The following is a 17,470-nucleotide window of genomic DNA, read 5'->3' on the forward strand; positions in this document are numbered from 1 at the left end:
GGTTCCCCCTAAAGCCTTTTTAGTGCCGTAATAAGGATAAATTACTGAGATGAATCTCTTAACGCAACGGTCAAGTTAAACACTAACTTCTCTGGTGTTGAATCTTTACTGTCAGCACAGAAGTAACCTTCACGCTCAAACTGATACGCTTTTTCAGCTTCGGCGTTAACAAGATTGGCTTCAACTAAACCATGGGCTACGATCAGTGAATTAGGGTTAAGCACCTCATCTACTGTCTCTGCAGCGGCAGGATTAGCATCAGTAAACAAACGCTCATAAAGACGGAACTCAGCCGGTTTTGCAGTTGTTGCTTCAACCCAGTGAATAACCCCTTTAACTTTACGCCCATCAGCTGGGTTCTTACCTAAGGTTTCGTTATCATAGCTACAATAAATCGTGGTAATGTTACCCTCAGCATCTTTATCACAACGCTCAGCTTTGATCACATAAGCGTTACGTAAACGCACCTCTTTACCTTGAACTAAACGTTTGTACTTCTTATTCGCTTCTTCACGGAAATCATCAGCATCGATATAAATTTCACGACCAAACGTTAACTCTCGAGTTCCCATCGCTTCATTGCTCGGGTGTATAGGCGCATGCAAGGTCTCAAATTGACCTTCAGGGTAATTCTCGATAATTAATTTAACCGGATTGATAACAGCCATCGCACGAGGCGCTGTTTCATTCAGCTCTTCACGAATACACGCATCTAACATAGCCACTTCGACCATGTTATCTTGCTTAGTCACACCTATTCGCAAACAAAACTCACGGATTGAAGCAGCGGTATAACCACGACGACGCAAACCAGCAATTGTTGGCATACGAGCATCGTCCCACCCCTGAACAAGCCCACGTACAACAAGATCATTCAGCTTACGCTTAGACATCAAGGTGTATTCAAGATTTAGACGAGAAAACTCATACTGATGTGTACGGTTAGGAGCCTGAAAATCATCTAAGTGATCCAATACCCAATCATACAAACGTCGGTTATCCTGAAACTCTAATGTACATAGAGAGTGACTAATATTCTCAATCGCATCAGAGATACAATGAGTAAAGTCGTACATAGGATAGATACACCACTTATCACCCGTTTGGTGGTGATGAGCGAAACGGACACGGTAAATGATCGGATCACGCATGCACATAAATGACGATGTCATGTCGATTTTAGCTCGCAGCGAACATTCGCCCTCTTTAAATTCACCTTTGCGCATCTTTTCGAATAGCTCAAGGTTCTCTTTAACAGAGGTTTCACGGTAAGGGCTGTTCTTGCCAGGTGCAGTCAATGTTCCACGATATTCACGGGTCTGCTCACCATTAAGAAAACAGACATAAGCTAAACCTTTATTGATCAGCTCAATAGCATATTGATGCAACTGATCAAAATAGTTTGATGAATAGCGAATGTCACCATCCCACTCAAATCCAAGCCACTTAACATCGTCCTGAATCGAATGAACATAATCGATATCTTCTTTCTCAGGATTGGTGTCATCGAAGCGTAAGTTACATTGGCCTTTATAATCTTTCGCTATACCGAAATTGAGGCAGATAGATTTAGCGTGACCGATATGAAGAAAGCCATTAGGCTCAGGCGGAAAACGAGTATGCACGCTGGTGTGCTTACCGCTTTCAAGATCTTCATCTATGATACTACGAATGAAGTTACTAGGACGAACTTCGCTGTCCAGATGACTCATGATATTCCTCTTAAAGAACGCGGCCATCCACCCACTCGATGATAGTCAATCAAGAGAATAGTATTGGCATGTTTTGATGTAATTAAAAATATGATCCTATATCTCAGACAGAGATACAACGCTTGATGTAGAAATATTTAAAACTAAGCTTAATAAAACAAAAAAGCAGCGATAATCACTGCTTTTAAACACTAAATAAACTCTAACCAAGGTTACTCAGTAATAATCTTGATGCCTGGAATGATTGTCTGACTACGTTTTGCTTTGCGTTTTAACCAAAGGTAAAAGACGATTAGCGCAGTGACAAAGAAACCAATCCATAAACCTGATTGTAATGGGTGTGCACCGAACGTTGCCGCCTGATAAAACACAGTAGCTGTACCGTAGGCTAAAGCGAATGTCCAAGTTCCTGCAAATGCAGCCCAACGTCCACCAAACTCACCAACTAACGCGCCCATTGCCGCCACACATGGCGTATACAGTAATATAAAAAGTAGGTAAGCAAATGCCGCTGTTACACCCGAGAAACCTGCTTGAAGTGCAGTAAAAGTCGAGGTATCAACCTCTAGTTCTTCTGAGGCTGACTCAACCGACGAGATGTCACCAACAGAAAGAGAAAGTGGATCATCAAGCTTAATACCAAACAGATTCTCAGGAATCGTCGCGATGGCTTCATTTAACGTTTCAATAAAAGGCGTCAGCTCCTCTTCTCCATCTTTAGGCGTGCTATACAAGCTGTTTAAAGTGCCCACAACGGCTTCTTTAGCAAAAATACCTGTGATGATACCCACTGTCGCAGGCCAGTTATCCTGCTCGACTCCCATAGGGGCGAAGAACGGAGTTACTTTTTGACTGGCAACACTCAATACCGACTCTGAACTGTCTTCATGACCGAACGTACCATCGATACCAATCGCATTGACGAAGTTAAGCAAGGTCACCACAATCACGATGGTTTTGCCCGCACCAAGAATAAAGCTTTTTGTACGCTTAGCTGTACGGTTCAACACCGTTCTTAATTTAGGCTTCTCATAGCTTGGAAGCTCCATCACAACCGCGCTGCTAGAACCTGGTAATAACGTAGAACGCAGTAACAACCCCGTACCGATGGCTGCAAATACGCCAATGATATAGAGAAGAAAAACTAAATTCTGTCCCGACTCAGGAAAGAATGCTGCTGCAAAAAGTGCATATACAGGTAGACGAGCACCACATGACATAAACGGCGCCATCATGCCCGTAACAATACGCTCACGTTCGCTACCTAAAGTACGTGTTGCCATAATCGCAGGAACTGAACAGCCAAAACCAACGATCATGGGAACAAATGCCTTTCCTGGCAAACCAATTCGGCGCATTAATCCATCGACAACAAATGCAGCACGGGCCATATACCCAGACCCTTCTAATACAGAAAGAGCGAAGAACAAAGCGGCAATAACAGGAATAAACGTCGCCACTGTTTGAATACCTTGACCAATGCCACCAGCGATAATCGTCACTAGCCAAGCAGGAGAACCCATGCTCGTCATGAAGGCACCAAGATGATCGACAAAGATTGCGCCCGCAGTAATATCGAAGAAGTCGATAAACGCGCTACCGACATTGATGCTAAACATAAACATCAAGTACATGACAAACAGGAAAACGGGCACACCGGCAATGGGGTGTAAAATGATTTTGTCTAACTTATCACTGATGGTTTCAGCGCCATTGGCAGTCACCGAAGAGTCATACACATTTTGAACAAAATCAAAGCGCGTCGTCGCCACCATGATCTCGATATCTTTACCTTGACTAGACAAAGCATCTGAACATTGGCTCACTTCATCGAGTATCTGACCATTTTTACATTGCCCACAGCCTAAACCATTAGCCAGCATGGCTAGAGCACGTCCACGACTTAACGGTTCATCACTCAATAATAACGATTTAACACCCGCTTCAATCTGAGAGTCATACCCTAAAATTAAAGGCGCTTCTGACACTTTGCCTTCCAGTAGGTCAACTACCTGTGCCTTAACTTTTTCAATGTCACCTTGATCGCGAGAACATACACTGACGACTGGACAACCTAATGTTTCGCTCATTTCGGCCGTATTAATCTCGATACCATGCTTTTTTGCAACATCTATCTTATTCAACACGACAACCATAGGCACACCGAGTTCACGTAATTGAACCGTGAGATAAAGATGTCTTTCAATATTGGTCGCATCAACTAAGTTGATAATGCCGTCGACACGCTGATCAGCAAGGTATTGCTGTGCAATCTGTTCATCAAGAGAACAATCACAGCTACTGCCTGCTGGTAATAAGTCATAAATGCCAGGAAGATCGGTGAGATAGACATCAGTGCCACTAAGAGTAAACAGACCTGTTTTCTTCTCTACCGTTACACCTGACCAATTACCAACCTGTTGATTAGCGCCAGTTAACGCATTAAAAAGTGTCGATTTACCCGCATTAGGGTTACCCACTGTGACACAATGAAACTGCTTAGCCATTCGCTTCTTCCACCTCTAGTTCTACTACTTCAATCTTGACAACTTCGATAATGTCGGCCAAATCACGACGCATACAGAGTCTGCTACCACGGATGTCGAGTTCAAGCCCCGAGCCTAATGGCGCTTTACGAAGCAATCGGAAGCTCGTATTTGGGGTGATGCCCATTGATAGCAACTTGCGCTTTACCACTGCTGGCAGATCCAGTTGACCAACAATAGCTATAATGGCGTATTCGCCTGGATTTAAATCGCTTAATTTCATTATGCATTACACCTTTGAATAACAGGTCTCAATAATTCTTAAACTCGTACTAATTTTAACTAAGGTAAATAAGGAATAACTTTACCTAGATCAATTTTTACTGTTCGAAACGATAATAGTTTTCAATTGTATTCTCTATTATGTGACAAAAGTCACAACTAATAAATGATCCAATCGAATTAATTCCTATTCGCACCCTTAGTGTGAGAACGATTATCACTACGCTTAGATTATGGCTAACATCTCGCTTTCATGACGTGACGTTTATCACACTTTTGTTTTTACGCTTGCACATCAGTATGTTCTATCTATTTTTTGACTAAAAAGCACCTGCATTGCTTCATCAACTCACTTAAATACAAAAAGGCAACAAAAGTTATTTACCGCCATCGGAGACAGTAATTGAGCCTCTAATGAGAGCGGTAAAAATCAACTAAAAACAGCCCTTCGCTCTAGAAACTAACCTCAACAATCTACCTCTAAAGAAATAGTCAGATCTAACTCACATAAAGGGGCTAAAACACCTGCTAAAAAGTGCGCGCTTAGTTAGCCTATAGCTGGAAATTAATTCCACACACTAACTATTAATTAACAATTAGCCTAACGATAAGAATTCCTCTTATCTCAAGTTAAGAAAAATTAGCAAAAAGTTAGTGATGATTAAAACTATTGCAGGGAATAATCATGATGAAACAGTTCAATTTTAATACAGCAACTAAAGCTGTATTAGGTGCAGGACTTCTCTCTTTTGCTCTTATCGGTTGTGGCAGCGACGGGAAAGATGGCACTAACGGAGAAGATGGTATTATCGGTGTTAATATCGATTCAGCAAAAAGTGTCAATGTTGTTTTTACGAACGCGAAAGTAGACGCTGGTGTTGTCACCGTAGATTTCAAACTTGAAAATGACAACGGCGTCGCAGTGTTAGGTTTAACGAAAGATCACGACTTACGTTTTGGTATTGCTCAATTAACTCAAGAAACCCGTATTTTTGGTGAAGGGGATGAAGCCGTTGAGTTCGATCGAGGTTTCCAATGGCAAGCCTATATCAATACAGAAAAAACACCTAACCCAGACTGGATCCCTGAAGGTGAGTCACATATCGACCCTTCAAATCAATTCCAGGCAGAAGTTGAAAAAGCCTCTAACTGCGAAACCTGTTTTGTTGACAATAAAGACGGCACATACACTTACAGTTTCCAACAACATATTTCTAATGTAACGACACCTGTTGAAGTCATTTACAGCGCAGATAATACCCAACGCGCAACCCTAGAGTTAGAGCTGCCGAATTTTGCTGCCAATGCGCATTTCGATTGGCAACCGTCAACAGGACTAACTGCAGGAATTCAAACTCGTGACGTGGTCGCTATCGAAACATGCTATACCTGTCATCAGCCTGATAGCATAGCGTTTCACGGCGGACGTCGTATCGACCTTGAAAACTGCGCCTCATGCCATACTGGCACATCTGGCGATCCAGAAAGTGGTAACAGCGTCGACTTCACTTATATGATCCATGCGATCCATAAAGGTAATGCACGTACGACTTACGCACCTGAATCACCTGACGCCGATGCCAAAGGCAATATTCCAGCACCATACAAGGTTATCGGTTATGGTGGTGGCGTTCACGATTACGGTAAGGTGATGTACCCACAAAATCCTGCTGCTGATTGTACCGCTTGTCACGTGACAGGCGAGAATGCACCTGCCAATGCCGAGCTATTCCTAGCAAACCAAAGTAATACAGCGTGTATCGCCTGTCATACCACGATGCCAAAAGCATATCATGACCCAAGCGAAGAAAATTGTATCTCTTGTCATGTTGAAGAGGGTTATGCCAGAGGTGCTTCTGAAGCCCATGGCGATGCAACTAAGCGCTATAAGGTAAGCCAAGATTACTCTGCTAAGTTCGATAACATTGAGGTTGCAGAAGGTGTGCTTACCTTCAAGGTGCAGATCCTCAATGAAAAAGACGAGGCGATTGCTAAAGAGTTCATTGCAAACCCAAGCATGTACACTAAATCAAGCATCTACTTCTCTTGGGATACCGATAAGGATTTCCCTGCTTACACTGATGGCACTAAATACAGTGCACGAGGATTTGCACTGCTAGATCCTAGCGTGTCTACCTATGATGAAACAACAAAGACTTTCACCATCAACAGCGCTAACAGCGAACTTGTACTACCAGCTGAGCTAAATGGTAAAAGTGTTGAGTTATTTGCCGGTGTTGCAACTTGCTTCACAGCGGGTGGCTATGGTCGTCCATTAGTTGAGCCAACGGCATGTCAATATGACGAAGCTGATCCAACTAAATTACTCACCAACGCAGCCTATATCCAACATGAACCACTAAGTTTCACTTGGAACGGCACTGATACTACTGAAGATGCAAAAGCGCGTCGTGATATTATCGATACTACTAAGTGTATGGGTTGTCACAACCAAGAGATCGTTCACTACGACAACGGCGTAAACTGTCAAACTTGTCACACTCCTGACAAAGGGCTTAATAAGTGGGGCGGCAATGTACCAACTAGCTTCGCTTATAAAGCTCACCATGCAGAAGGCCACTACCTGAAGTATGCGGGTGTTGGTTCAGGAACAGTGGTAAAAACTGACTGCAAAACTTGTCATAGTGATAACGGTATCGAACTAGGCCGCTCTCCTGATCGTGCGTGGCGCTACGGCGATGCTGACGGCAAGGATATCTGGGTATCTTCTGATGCAGGTGCTTGTTTAAGTTGTCACCAGAAATACTTAAGCGACTCAGGTAAGGCGCACATCACCACTAATGGTGGTATTTTAGATGGTTTTGATGCTGCTGATGTACAAAACCGCGCTAAAGAGACCTGCTCTACTTGTCACTCTCCAGAGAAAGTGATTGAACTGCACGGCTACTAAAAAAAGAATAAAGATGGGGAGTATTAAGCTAACCCATTAATATTAGACTTTACCCAAAGGGAGGCATAGCCTCCCTTTTCTTTCCGCTCAAAACGACGATCATGTTGCATATAACTTCATTGGTTTATGATCCAAAAAATTTGATTGTTTTGTTAAGTTCCTGACTCTCCACCCACCCTAAAACTACCCCCTTATAAATAGACAGATCTGAGTCACACATTAGCACCCACTTTACAGATTTCATCGACTAATTACGTTAGCCTTTGATTGGGGATTTTTGTTTCCAGCATTGACTTAAGTAGCACATTTATAATGAAGAACATACAAATGATAATCAGTATCGTTTTTCGCCCAGTGCACACAAGTCAATGTCAAACCTATGCAGGGAAAAATGATGAACGTACAAAATAATAAATTTGCGCTGCTTCTTGCAGCAAGTGCTGTTTCAATAGCCTTAACTGGTTGTGGCGGCAGTGATGGCAATGAGGGAGAACCTGGCAACCCAGGTGGTCCAGCAGCCGATGTTGTTAACGTATTGAACCTCGATGTGACACAAGTAAGCTATCAAGACGGTAAGCCGACTATCACGGTTTTTGCGACCAATGAAGAGGACCTACCAGTAGTAGGTTTAAAAGCACTGGAAGTTAAAGCTGTGGCACAACTGATACCTCAAGGTGCTACTGGTGCAGGAAATAGCGCCCAGTGGCAAAAAATTGGCTCAGAAAAAGTCTTTACCGATCATAAGAATGGTCACTACACCTTCGACGTCACGCTTGATGGATATAACTCTGAGCTGACTCAAAGATACAATGTGATAGCCAGTGCCTCGACCCTACAAGATGACGTGACAACTGTGCCTCGCACTGAATTGTCACAAGACTTCTCCGGTGACGGTTACCAAGCTCTTTACAGCAAGAATATCGTTGCAACTGCAACATGTAACTCTTGTCATGCTGTTGGTGAGAAGATTTATCACGGTTATACTTCAGCTGAAACCTGTGCCTCTTGTCACACCCAAGAATGGGCAGAAGGTCGCGGTAAACCCGAAGTCGCTTTCACTCATATGGTCCACAATGTCCATAACTCAGCGAAAGGCTACAAGGCTGACAGAACCACAGGTGAATTCACTAAAGATGCAAAAAAAGCCCATGCTTTGCTGCAAGACAACTGTAAAACCTGTCACGTTGCACCAGAAGAAGACAGCGATGAGTTGAGTGAATGGGGCAACTGGTCTCGTATGCCAACCATGGAAACTTGTACTAGCTGTCACGTCGATATCAACTTTAAAGCAGGTCAAGGTCACTCTCAGCAAGCCGACAACTCAAACTGTATCGCATGTCACAACGCCAGTTGGACTGAAGAACTGCACACTGACGGTTTTGCTCAAAAGAAAGCGTTTGTTGACCAGTATGGAATGGAAGCAAGCTTAACAGCCATAGCAAAAGCTGCAGGTAGTGAAACAACACTAAGCATCACCATCACCAATGCACAGGGCGTAGCCATTGATGCGAACACATTGGTTGCAAGCATTCAGCAACTAGAAACGATCACAAACGTAGGGCCTAACTTCCCGATCATGGGTTATAACACTAACCCTGCAGAATTAAAGAAGGTGGCGATTGATTTCGTTAAAGTAGGCGTTGTAGACGCTAATGTAGACATTGTGGATGGTAAGTTTGTTACCGTCATCAAAAATCTACCTTATGGTGCTGGCGATACCGATACCGCCTTTAGCTTTGTAGGTTTAGCGCTATGTAACGACGGCACTGGCTTAGTTGCTTGTGCTGAGGGTGTTGAAATTACTGCGGTTAAAGCTGAACTTGCTCATGGTACTTTGTCTGGCGAAGCGCCAAGTGTACGTCACACAGACTCGGTGAACTTCACCTCTTGTGAAAACTGTCATGGCACTGAGTTTGAGATACACAAGGGTTACCACCCTGGATTTGTCATGTCAGAGCAAGTGGGCCGTGTAAACGAAGCGGGAGAAATGATTGTTGGTATCGATGGTTGTACATCTTGCCATACCCCTGACGGCACTTTTGGTTCAGGCGCTAACCTCGGTGCTATCGAGATGAAACTCCATAAAACTCACAGCCAAGGTGATTATGCAGCTATCCCAGGCATGAACTGTAGCCAGTGTCATTCAGACTTTAACCAAGCTGCATTTGCCAAAAAAGGGGCATTTGCAACCAGTGTAGATGAAGCTTCAACTGGCTCCGAAGCTGTTAGCTTATATACCACTCCTATCGCGGCAACCTGTTATTCATGTCACAACCACAGTGGTGATAAATTCATAAATCACGCCGAAAGCCAAGGCGCTAAAGTGAATGTTGACTATGGTGTAGCAAATGAAGCGGCTCAATTAGAGACCTGCTTTTTGTGCCATAACCCACTTATCAATGATCACACTTCGGTGAAGATGTAATTTGCCCAACTCTTATCGGTAAACAGAGAGTTTGTAAGAGGGGAGTTCTCTCCCCTGTCTTCAAGCTATTTTGCGCAGATTAGGAAAATCAATATGAAAATAATACATAATCTTAAAAAACATCTGTTAGCCATCATGGCAACAGCAGTGTTATCCCTTGGTATCACTCAAGGTGCTATGGCATCAAAATGGGATGCCACTATGACCCCCGATGAAGTAGAAGCCACACTGGACAAAAAGTTCGCTGAAGGTAAATACTCACCTAAAGGGGCAGACACTTGCTTAATGTGTCACCGTAAATCCGCAGATGTCATGGATATCTTTAAAGGGGTTCATGGTTCCATCGATTCAAGCAAGAGCCCGATGGCAGGCCTTCAATGTGAAGCATGTCACGGTCCTTTGGGTCAACATAACCGAGGAGGTAAAGAACCGATGATCGCCTTCGGTTCTGAGTCAACTCTTTCAGCCGAAAAGCAAAATAGTGTCTGCATGAGCTGTCACCAAGATGATAAGCGCATGGCTTGGAATGGTGGTCACCATGACAATGCCGATGTTGCCTGTGCCTCATGTCACTCCATTCACGTTGACAAAGATCCTGTCTTGTCTAAGAACACTGAAATGGAAGTGTGTACCAGTTGCCACACTAAGCAAAAAGCGGATATGAACAAACGTTCTAGTCATCCGATGAAATGGAATCAAATGGTATGTAGCGATTGCCACAATCCCCACGGTACCATGTCAGATTCTGACTTAGTTAAGCCTAGCATTAACGAGACCTGCTACTCATGTCACGCTGAGAAGCGTGGCCCAAAGCTGTGGGAGCATGCACCCGTCACTGAAGATTGTGTCACCTGTCACAACCCACATGGCAGTGTCAATGATGCAATGCTGAAAACGCGTGCTCCTCAGTTATGTCAACAATGTCATGCAAGCGATGGTCATGCCAGTAATGCTTATTTAGGTAATACAGATCAAGGATCAACCGTTGGCGGAAATGCTTTCACTGGTGGTCGTAGTTGTTTGAATTGTCACAATCAAATCCATGGTTCTAACCACCCATCTGGCAAGCTATTTCAGCGCTAACAGGAGTCGAGAAGATGAAATTCAAATTAAATTTAGTGACCCTCGCCCTCCTCGCAAATGCCGGGATAGCCACAACGGCAATGGCAGCTGGAGGCTATGATCTGCAAAACGCTAATACCGACAAAGTGAAGTTCGACAAATGGAATTGTAAACGTTGCGCTATTGCAACCAGCGCGAGCGGCACAGTTGGTGTCGGCGTAGGTTATAATGACAGTGATGATATTCGCTCAGCCAATGCCTTTGCCGCAGAAAATGAGTTTGCAGGCAAGATCGATGCTGATCTAGTTTATGCAGGTAAGAGTGGCTACCGCACCACAGTTGAAGCCGATAATTTAGGCATGGAAAATGGCCGCATAAATATTGATGCCGGTAAAGTGGGTCAATACAATTTGAACCTAAATTACCGTCAAATCGCAACCTACAAAACCGACAGCGCCATGACGCCTTATTTGGGTGTTGGTGGGGATGATCTTACCTTGCCAAGCAATTGGCAAACTGCTGGTTCAACTCAAGACATGAGTCAGCTTTATAACAGCTTAAATCCTATCGAGTTATCGTTAAAACGTAAGCGGACAGGTCTGGGGTTTGACTACCAAGGCGAAGAGTTATGGAGCACTTACGTTAGTTACCTGCGTGAAGATAAAACTGGACTAAAGCAAGCTTCCGGTAGTTTCTTCAACCAGTCAATGATGTTAGCTGAACCCGTAGACTACACCACTGACACCGTTGAGGCGGGCGTTAAGCTTAAGGGTGATAACTGGTTTACCGCAATACATTACAATGGATCTATATTTAAAAACGCCTATAGCCAACTGGGTTTCGATAACGCCTTTAACCCGACATTTGGCGCCGCGACACATGGTTATATGGCACTAGATCCTGATAACGAAGCGCATACCGTTTCATTAATGGGACAGATGAATATCGATAGAACCATCATGAGCGCACGTGTTCACTATGGTCAGATGACACAAGATCAAGCTTTTGTAACCTCAGGTTACGGCTATCAAGTGCCGACTGAGTCTCTCGATGGTAAAGTTGACATGACAGGGGTTAACTTGAAGTTAGTCTCGCGTATTAATCGCAGCGTACGTGTTAAAGCAAGCTACGATTATTCAGACCGTGACAACAAGACCAACATCGAAGAGTGGACGCAGATAAGCATCGACTCAACAACAGGTCAAGCAGCCTATAACACGCCATATGATATCACCACTCAGCGCGCTAAATTGAGTGTCGATTACCGTATAAATCGTGGTATGAAGCTCGAAACAGGTTACGATTACCGCACTGATGACCGTACATACCAAGACCGCGAAACCACCAACGAAAATACACTTTGGACTAAGTTCCGTCTAAGTACATTTGAAAACTGGGATATGTGGATTAAAGGGAGTTACGGCCAGCGGGATGGTTCTAAGTATCAAGCTTCTGAATGGACCTCATCTGAGTCAAACGATCTGCTGCGTAAATATAACTTAGCCGACCGTAAACGAACCATGATTGAGGCTCGTGTTACCCACAGTCCAATCGACACCTTGACTCTAGACTTTGGTACACGCTACGCCATCGATGACTACAATGACACCCAGATTGGCTTAACGGAATCTACTGACTTAAGTTATGACGCCAGTGCCAGTTATATGCTTAGCGATGACATAACCTTAACGGCTTTCTACAACCGTCAAATCATTGAATCAGATCAAGCCGGCAGCAGTACATTTAGTGCACCAACTTGGACTAGCAAGGTTGAAGACCAAGTCGATGTTATCGGCGCAAGTTTTAGTTACAACAATCTAATGGAGCAGAAACTTCGTCTAGGCGTTGATTACACTTATGCAGATTCCAACAGTAACACTCAGGTCACCCAAGGTATTGCCGGTGATTATGGGGATTACTTCGCTAAAGTTCACAACGTCAATATCTATGGTCAATATCAAGCCACCGAGCAGATGGCACTTCGCTTAGATTATAAGATGGAGAAATACCAAGATAATGATGCGGGTAACGATATCGCACCTGATGGGATCTGGAACGTACTTAGTTTTGGCAGCAATAGTCACGACTATAACGCGCACCTTATCATGCTAAGCATGAGCTACAGACTCTAAGCTATAAAACAGAAGCCAGTTTCACTATCGGAACTGGCTTTTTTATTGCTATAGAAGCACGTTAAAAAACCAATACACCTAGATCTCAAAATCATATTAACGATCTTGAATTAAATCCTACTTTAGGCGATGGTGACGCACAAAATCTTAATCTATGAATACACATGTCAGTATCTAAATCCCCATCATTTATTTCAGCTTTACTTGCAACACTCACGCTACTTTTGTCATTTTCCATTTTCCCAGCTCATGCCGTAGACGCTACAGGCTATACCGCCACCGCCTTTATCATCTTGTTGCTTGGTAGTGTTAGCGTAATGAACCTGATCTTAAATGGATTATTCTTCTTTGCGGGTAAATACCAAAGTAAACGATTTAGTCGTGGCCATACCTTTGTCAGCTTAATTTTACCTACAACAGCCCTTATTTGGACCTTAATCGATCATGTTGGGATCGCCAATCTTGCCTTAAATTGTGGATTAATTATGATTTCCGTTGGCCTATCCCTGCTCCCACTTCTATTGACGACTCACTCAAAAGCACAACATCAATATAGCTCCCTGATCTTAACTATGGGAGCCATAGGAATATTAGCATTGGCATATTTTTTACCGCCTTTAGCACTTTTCTCAATTGTTGTCTGTCATCTATCATTCAACGACTCGAGTCATAGGTTTCGCCCCCTAAGCTTGCTGACATTGGCGATTAGCTATTCAATGTTGATATACTGGATCTACCAAACTGTTGAGAGCGTCGCTGCAAAGTAATGAGTACAGATAATCTACCAGCTTTAATCACTCAAATTTCTGCTTGCCAACTTTGTCAGGCTGAGCTCCCCTTACCTGCTAAGCCCATTATTCAAATCTCGGCAGAATCTAAAATATTAATAGTAGGACAAGCACCTGGAATAAGAGCCCATAACCATGGACGCGCATTTAGCGATCCCAGTGGCGATAGACTAAGGCTGTGGCTAGGAGTCAGCGAGGCACAGTTTTACGACCCTAAACTCTTTGCTATTTTGCCTATGGGATTTTGTTTCCCTGGAACTATCATCACTAGTGGAAAAAAGAGTGGTGATAAACCCCCGCTTAAAAGGTGCGCTGCGACTTGGCGTCAAACACTACTCAATCAATTATCCCATGTAGAATTGACCATCATTCTCGGCCAATATGCCATTGACTATCATCTGGGTAAGTCGACTTCTGGTGGTAAGCTCACAGTGACGCAAGCGGTTTCCCAATGGCAAGAATATTGGCCGCAACATATGGTATTACCACACCCAAGTCCAAGAAATAACCTCTACTTGAAGAAACACCCTGAGTGCGAACAAATATTGTTACCAGCACTTAAAACACGAGTAGCACAGCTTATTGGCCCCCACTAAATAGCACTATCAACTCAGAATAGATTCATTCGGTACTATCAAGTAGACATAACCTCGTTGCAAAAGTCTGTGATGCCTCATAGTGATGGCTCCTAAAATCCATTAAGCTAAACAAAACCTTTAGGGAGATGACGGTGTATTTTCTTGATACCACTTTGGCACAACAAATTGTAGAGCGTACGATGAAAATCATCGTCCATAATATAAATGTAATGAATGCACAAGGTGTGATCTTAGGCTCCGGAGATCCTCATCGCGTAGGTTCCACTCACGAAGGAGCCCTACTTGCCATAAGCCAAAATAGAACCGTCGACATAAATGCTGCTAGCGCTAAAAACCTTCATGGCGTGAAAGCAGGCATTAATTTACCTCTACATTATAAGGGAGAGATCATAGGTGTTATCGGCATAACGGGTGATCCCGAAACGCTGAAAAGTTATGGTGAACTACTTAAGATGACCGCCGAGTTAATTGTCGAACAAGCTAACTCCCTTGAGCTTGCTCAATGGCAGTATCGTCAAAAAGAGGAGTTCATTCTTCAATTAATAAAATCCAGAGGCGAGTTTAACTCTCATCTCAGAGATTGGTCTTCACAATTAGGCATCAATATAGACGCCCCACGCGTGGCAGCAGTTGTTCAGGTTCAAGGGGATAAAGGGCTGATATCGGCCGACTCTATCTTAAAAATGGTACTAAACCTGCTTGAAACCCCTTCTAGAGGCAACTTAGTCGCCATGACTTCAATGACAGAGCTCGTCATTTTAAAGCCCGCTTTCCTTAATGGAAAACAGTGGGATCCTCACTTGGAAAGCCAACGTATAGATCAACTACTTGCTCGTTTACCAACAGAGATGAACGCTAGATTAAAAATATCTCTCGGGCATTTTTTTGTTAAACCAACCGACATAGCCCGTTCTTACCAGACAGCCAAAGAAACATTAGGTCTGGGGACGCTATTACACCCAGAACAGAACAAATATCTTTACGACGACTATTCCCTGCAAGTGCTTCTATCAACACTGAAAGATGATTGGCGTGGAATAGAGCTATCGGCCCCCTATCAGACATTATTAAATGCCGATAAGAAAGGTCAGCTCAACAAGACCTTAGCGGCTTACCTCACTCATTTTGGCGACCAACAGATGTGCGCTAGAACCCTATTTATTCATCGAAACACATTAAGGTATCGACTCGAGAAGATCCAAAAGATTACTGGTGTTAATATTCAACAACTCGATGGACTACTCATTCTCTATTTAGGACAAGTGCTGACAAAGCACGAAAACAAGTAACCAATTAATGCCTAAGCTAACCCATAAACAGAAATTTGGTCTCTTCTTTTAGCTATTCTAGATCTGGATCTAGGTAGAGTTTCTCTACCATCACCAAAGATAATGATCAAAAAAATGGCCTCTTAGCTAAACTTAACTAAATTGCCCAGTTGTAAAAGGTCAACGAGTGAAAAAAGGGTCATCATCCAATATTCAATCTGAGAGTCTCAATTTATCGATTTTAAATATTGAAGTTGAAGAGAGTGATTGGCAAAAGTGGCAAACTCAGTTTGCTTCAAATAGATTTAATATAGATAACAACCACTATTGCACTGATGTGATAACGACAGCTCAATATCTGTATATAAACGACCTAAGACAAGAATCCAGGTACCAAGAGAATGAGATGCCTTATCTCTCTTATCTAGGACTGCCGATAGTCTGGCCAGATGGGAGTACCTTTGGCTCTTGTAAGTGTATTAAATACTCAGATCACCGACTATCCACAAGACTATATCGATGCCCTAAATGTAATAAAAGAGGTGCTAGACAGTGATCTACGCCACCTTTACAAAGAAGAGCAACTATTGAAAATGAGTTATACCGACCCCTTAACTCAAATCTATAATCGCCGTATTCTGGTCAAGCCAAACCGGACACCTTACTTTGTAATTTTTCGTAGCTGATAGGTGTTAAATCACCAAGTGTTGTGTGAAGCCGCTCGTGGTTGTAATACCGAATATATTCTTCAACATTTTGCTTCATTGTTTCCCGCGTTAAATGCACCACATTTAACAACCACTCATGCTTCAAACTTCCAAAGAAACGCTCAACAACTGCATTGTCTAAACAGGCTCCTACGCTGCTCATCGAAGCAACTATCCCATGTCCATTCAACAGGTTTTGAAACTGCTTACTGGTGTATTGTGAGCCTCTGTCACTATGAAACATGATCCCTCTTTTGGGTTTTCGTAACGTTATTGCCATTCGCAATGCTCGCTCAACTAAATTAACAGTCATGCGCTTTGATATGGCCCAACCTACTATGCGTCTAGAGTGTAAGTCCATTACAATAGCTAGAAACATCCAGCCCTGACGCGTCCTTAAATAAGTCACATCACCAGCCCAAATCTGATTAACTTTCTCAGGATAGAATTGCTGATCCAGCAGATTATCTGCAACGCTATCACTGTGTTTACGCTTTGTAGTTACCTTGTAAGCTTGACGTTGAGTGACTACTAGACCGAGCTTTCGCATAATAGTTCGAGTGCGATAACGTCCAATACTGAAGCCTTCCAGGCGTAGTTTCTTGGCTAGTTGACGAGAGCCTAAACTTCCTCGGCTGCGCTTAAAAAGACGTTTAGCCGTTCGGTAGAGATTGAGCTCTTGCTCACTTATTATTTGAGCTGGTCTAGCTAGCCAATCATAAAATGTACTGCGACTTACACGCAGAACATAACAAAGCGTTTTTGTCGGGAATCGAGGCTTATGCTCTCGAATAAACCGAAACTTTACTTCATTTCTCTCGCGAAGAAGGCACTGGCCTTTTTTAGAATTTCTTTCTCCATTCTCAGCTGCTTAACCTCTTTTCGAAGCGCTAATAGCTCAGTCTTTTCATCTGAACTAACGGATGAGTTTTCGAGCTCCTCAGCCTTCTGTCTCCAGGTATATAGCAGGTTTGATGACACTCCTAGCGCATCGGCAGCTTGCGGGACGGTGTAGCCTTGTTCTGTGATTAAGCCGATGGCTTCTTCTTTAAATTCTTTGGTATAAGTTCGATACTGACGTTTTGTATTCATGATCAC

Annotated in this window: 12 protein-coding genes; 8 read left to right on the forward strand and 4 right to left on the reverse strand. The window is 43.2% G+C overall.

Annotated features, from left to right (window positions below; all coding sequences use genetic code 11):
• Positions 1-41: 41 nt before the first annotated feature.
• From glnS to HWQ47_RS17420, 3 genes are all read right to left on the reverse strand, one after another.
• Positions 42-1,712 carry a glutamine--tRNA ligase gene (gene glnS, locus HWQ47_RS17410; RefSeq protein WP_269967326.1) on the reverse strand — a complete coding sequence of 557 codons (1,671 nt, stop codon included), beginning with the start codon at positions 1,710-1,712 and terminating at the stop codon, positions 42-44.
• A 212-nt stretch (positions 1,713-1,924) separates the two neighbouring features.
• Positions 1,925-4,219, reverse strand: coding sequence for a Fe(2+) transporter permease subunit FeoB (gene feoB / locus HWQ47_RS17415; RefSeq protein ID WP_269967327.1), 2,295 nt, complete (start codon positions 4,217-4,219; stop codon positions 1,925-1,927).
• Complete coding sequence (locus tag HWQ47_RS17420) at positions 4,212-4,481, reverse strand: FeoA family protein (RefSeq protein ID WP_269967328.1); 270 nt, start codon at positions 4,479-4,481, stop codon at positions 4,212-4,214. The genes feoB and HWQ47_RS17420 overlap by 8 nt, the downstream gene beginning before the upstream one ends.
• A 684-nt stretch (positions 4,482-5,165) precedes the next feature.
• On the opposite strand from HWQ47_RS17420, the gene HWQ47_RS17425 reads away from it, so the two are divergent.
• The 8 genes from HWQ47_RS17425 to HWQ47_RS28120 all read left to right on the forward strand — a co-directional run bounded on the left by HWQ47_RS17425 (position 5,166) and on the right by HWQ47_RS28120 (position 16,221).
• Complete coding sequence (locus tag HWQ47_RS17425; RefSeq protein WP_269967329.1) at positions 5,166-7,391, forward strand: OmcA/MtrC family decaheme c-type cytochrome; 2,226 nt, start codon at positions 5,166-5,168, stop codon at positions 7,389-7,391.
• 391 nt (positions 7,392-7,782) lie between these two features.
• Positions 7,783-9,816: an OmcA/MtrC family decaheme c-type cytochrome gene (locus HWQ47_RS17430; protein WP_269967330.1), complete on the forward strand. Its 2,034-nt coding sequence runs from the start codon at positions 7,783-7,785 to the stop codon at positions 9,814-9,816.
• Between the two features lie 93 nt (positions 9,817-9,909).
• Positions 9,910-10,899 (forward strand): DmsE family decaheme c-type cytochrome, encoded by a 990-nt coding sequence (locus tag HWQ47_RS17435; protein ID WP_269967331.1) that lies wholly within the window; start codon positions 9,910-9,912, stop codon positions 10,897-10,899.
• A gap of 14 nt (positions 10,900-10,913) precedes the next feature.
• Entirely contained in the window at positions 10,914-13,010 is a 2,097-nt protein-coding gene (locus HWQ47_RS17440; protein ID WP_269967332.1) for an MtrB/PioB family decaheme-associated outer membrane protein, read from the forward strand.
• A gap of 164 nt (positions 13,011-13,174) precedes the next feature.
• Positions 13,175-13,777 (forward strand): hypothetical protein, encoded by a 603-nt coding sequence (locus HWQ47_RS17445; RefSeq protein ID WP_269967333.1) that lies wholly within the window; start codon positions 13,175-13,177, stop codon positions 13,775-13,777.
• On the forward strand, positions 13,777-14,394 hold the full coding sequence (locus HWQ47_RS17450; RefSeq protein ID WP_269967334.1) for a uracil-DNA glycosylase family protein: 618 nt from the start codon (positions 13,777-13,779) through the stop codon (positions 14,392-14,394). Before HWQ47_RS17445 ends, HWQ47_RS17450 begins: the two co-directional genes overlap by 1 nt.
• Positions 14,395-14,528: 134 nt before the next feature.
• Positions 14,529-15,686 carry a sugar diacid recognition domain-containing protein gene (locus HWQ47_RS17455; RefSeq protein WP_269967335.1) on the forward strand — a complete coding sequence of 386 codons (1,158 nt, stop codon included), beginning with the start codon at positions 14,529-14,531 and terminating at the stop codon, positions 15,684-15,686.
• A gap of 166 nt (positions 15,687-15,852) precedes the next feature.
• Positions 15,853-16,221 (forward strand): GAF domain-containing protein, encoded by a 369-nt coding sequence (locus HWQ47_RS28120; RefSeq protein WP_442802100.1) that lies wholly within the window; start codon positions 15,853-15,855, stop codon positions 16,219-16,221.
• 86 nt (positions 16,222-16,307) lie between these two features.
• Here HWQ47_RS28120 and HWQ47_RS17465 read toward each other — a convergent pair.
• Positions 16,308-17,464, reverse strand: a protein-coding gene (locus HWQ47_RS17465; protein ID WP_269967337.1) for an IS3 family transposase whose coding sequence is annotated in 2 segments (ribosomal slippage) — positions 16,308-17,218 and positions 17,218-17,464 — 1,158 coding nt in all. Because the reading frame shifts where the segments join, the coding sequence is not laid out codon by codon here.
• Between the last annotated feature and the right edge of the window lie 6 nt (positions 17,465-17,470).

The sequence above is a fragment of the Shewanella sp. MTB7 genome (assembly GCF_027571385.1).
In the GTDB taxonomy this organism is placed as follows: Bacteria; Pseudomonadota; Gammaproteobacteria; order Enterobacterales; family Shewanellaceae; genus Shewanella.

What these genes read in the sequence shown, in the direction of transcription:
- glnS (WP_269967326.1), bottom strand. Translation starts at nt 1,712, where the DNA reads ATGAGTCATCTGGACAGCGAAGTTCGTCCTAGTAACTTCATTCGTAGT.
- feoB (WP_269967327.1), bottom strand. Translation starts at nt 4,219, where the DNA reads ATGGCTAAGCAGTTTCATTGTGTCACAGTGGGTAACCCTAATGCGGGT.
- HWQ47_RS17420 (WP_269967328.1), bottom strand. Translation starts at nt 4,481, where the DNA reads ATGAAATTAAGCGATTTAAATCCAGGCGAATACGCCATTATAGCTATT.
- HWQ47_RS17425 (WP_269967329.1), top strand. Translation starts at nt 5,166, where the DNA reads ATGATGAAACAGTTCAATTTTAATACAGCAACTAAAGCTGTATTAGGT.
- HWQ47_RS17430 (WP_269967330.1), top strand. Translation starts at nt 7,783, where the DNA reads ATGATGAACGTACAAAATAATAAATTTGCGCTGCTTCTTGCAGCAAGT.
- HWQ47_RS17435 (WP_269967331.1), top strand. Translation starts at nt 9,910, where the DNA reads ATGAAAATAATACATAATCTTAAAAAACATCTGTTAGCCATCATGGCA.
- HWQ47_RS17440 (WP_269967332.1), top strand. Translation starts at nt 10,914, where the DNA reads ATGAAATTCAAATTAAATTTAGTGACCCTCGCCCTCCTCGCAAATGCC.
- HWQ47_RS17445 (WP_269967333.1), top strand. Translation starts at nt 13,175, where the DNA reads ATGTCAGTATCTAAATCCCCATCATTTATTTCAGCTTTACTTGCAACA.
- HWQ47_RS17450 (WP_269967334.1), top strand. Translation starts at nt 13,777, where the DNA reads ATGAGTACAGATAATCTACCAGCTTTAATCACTCAAATTTCTGCTTGC.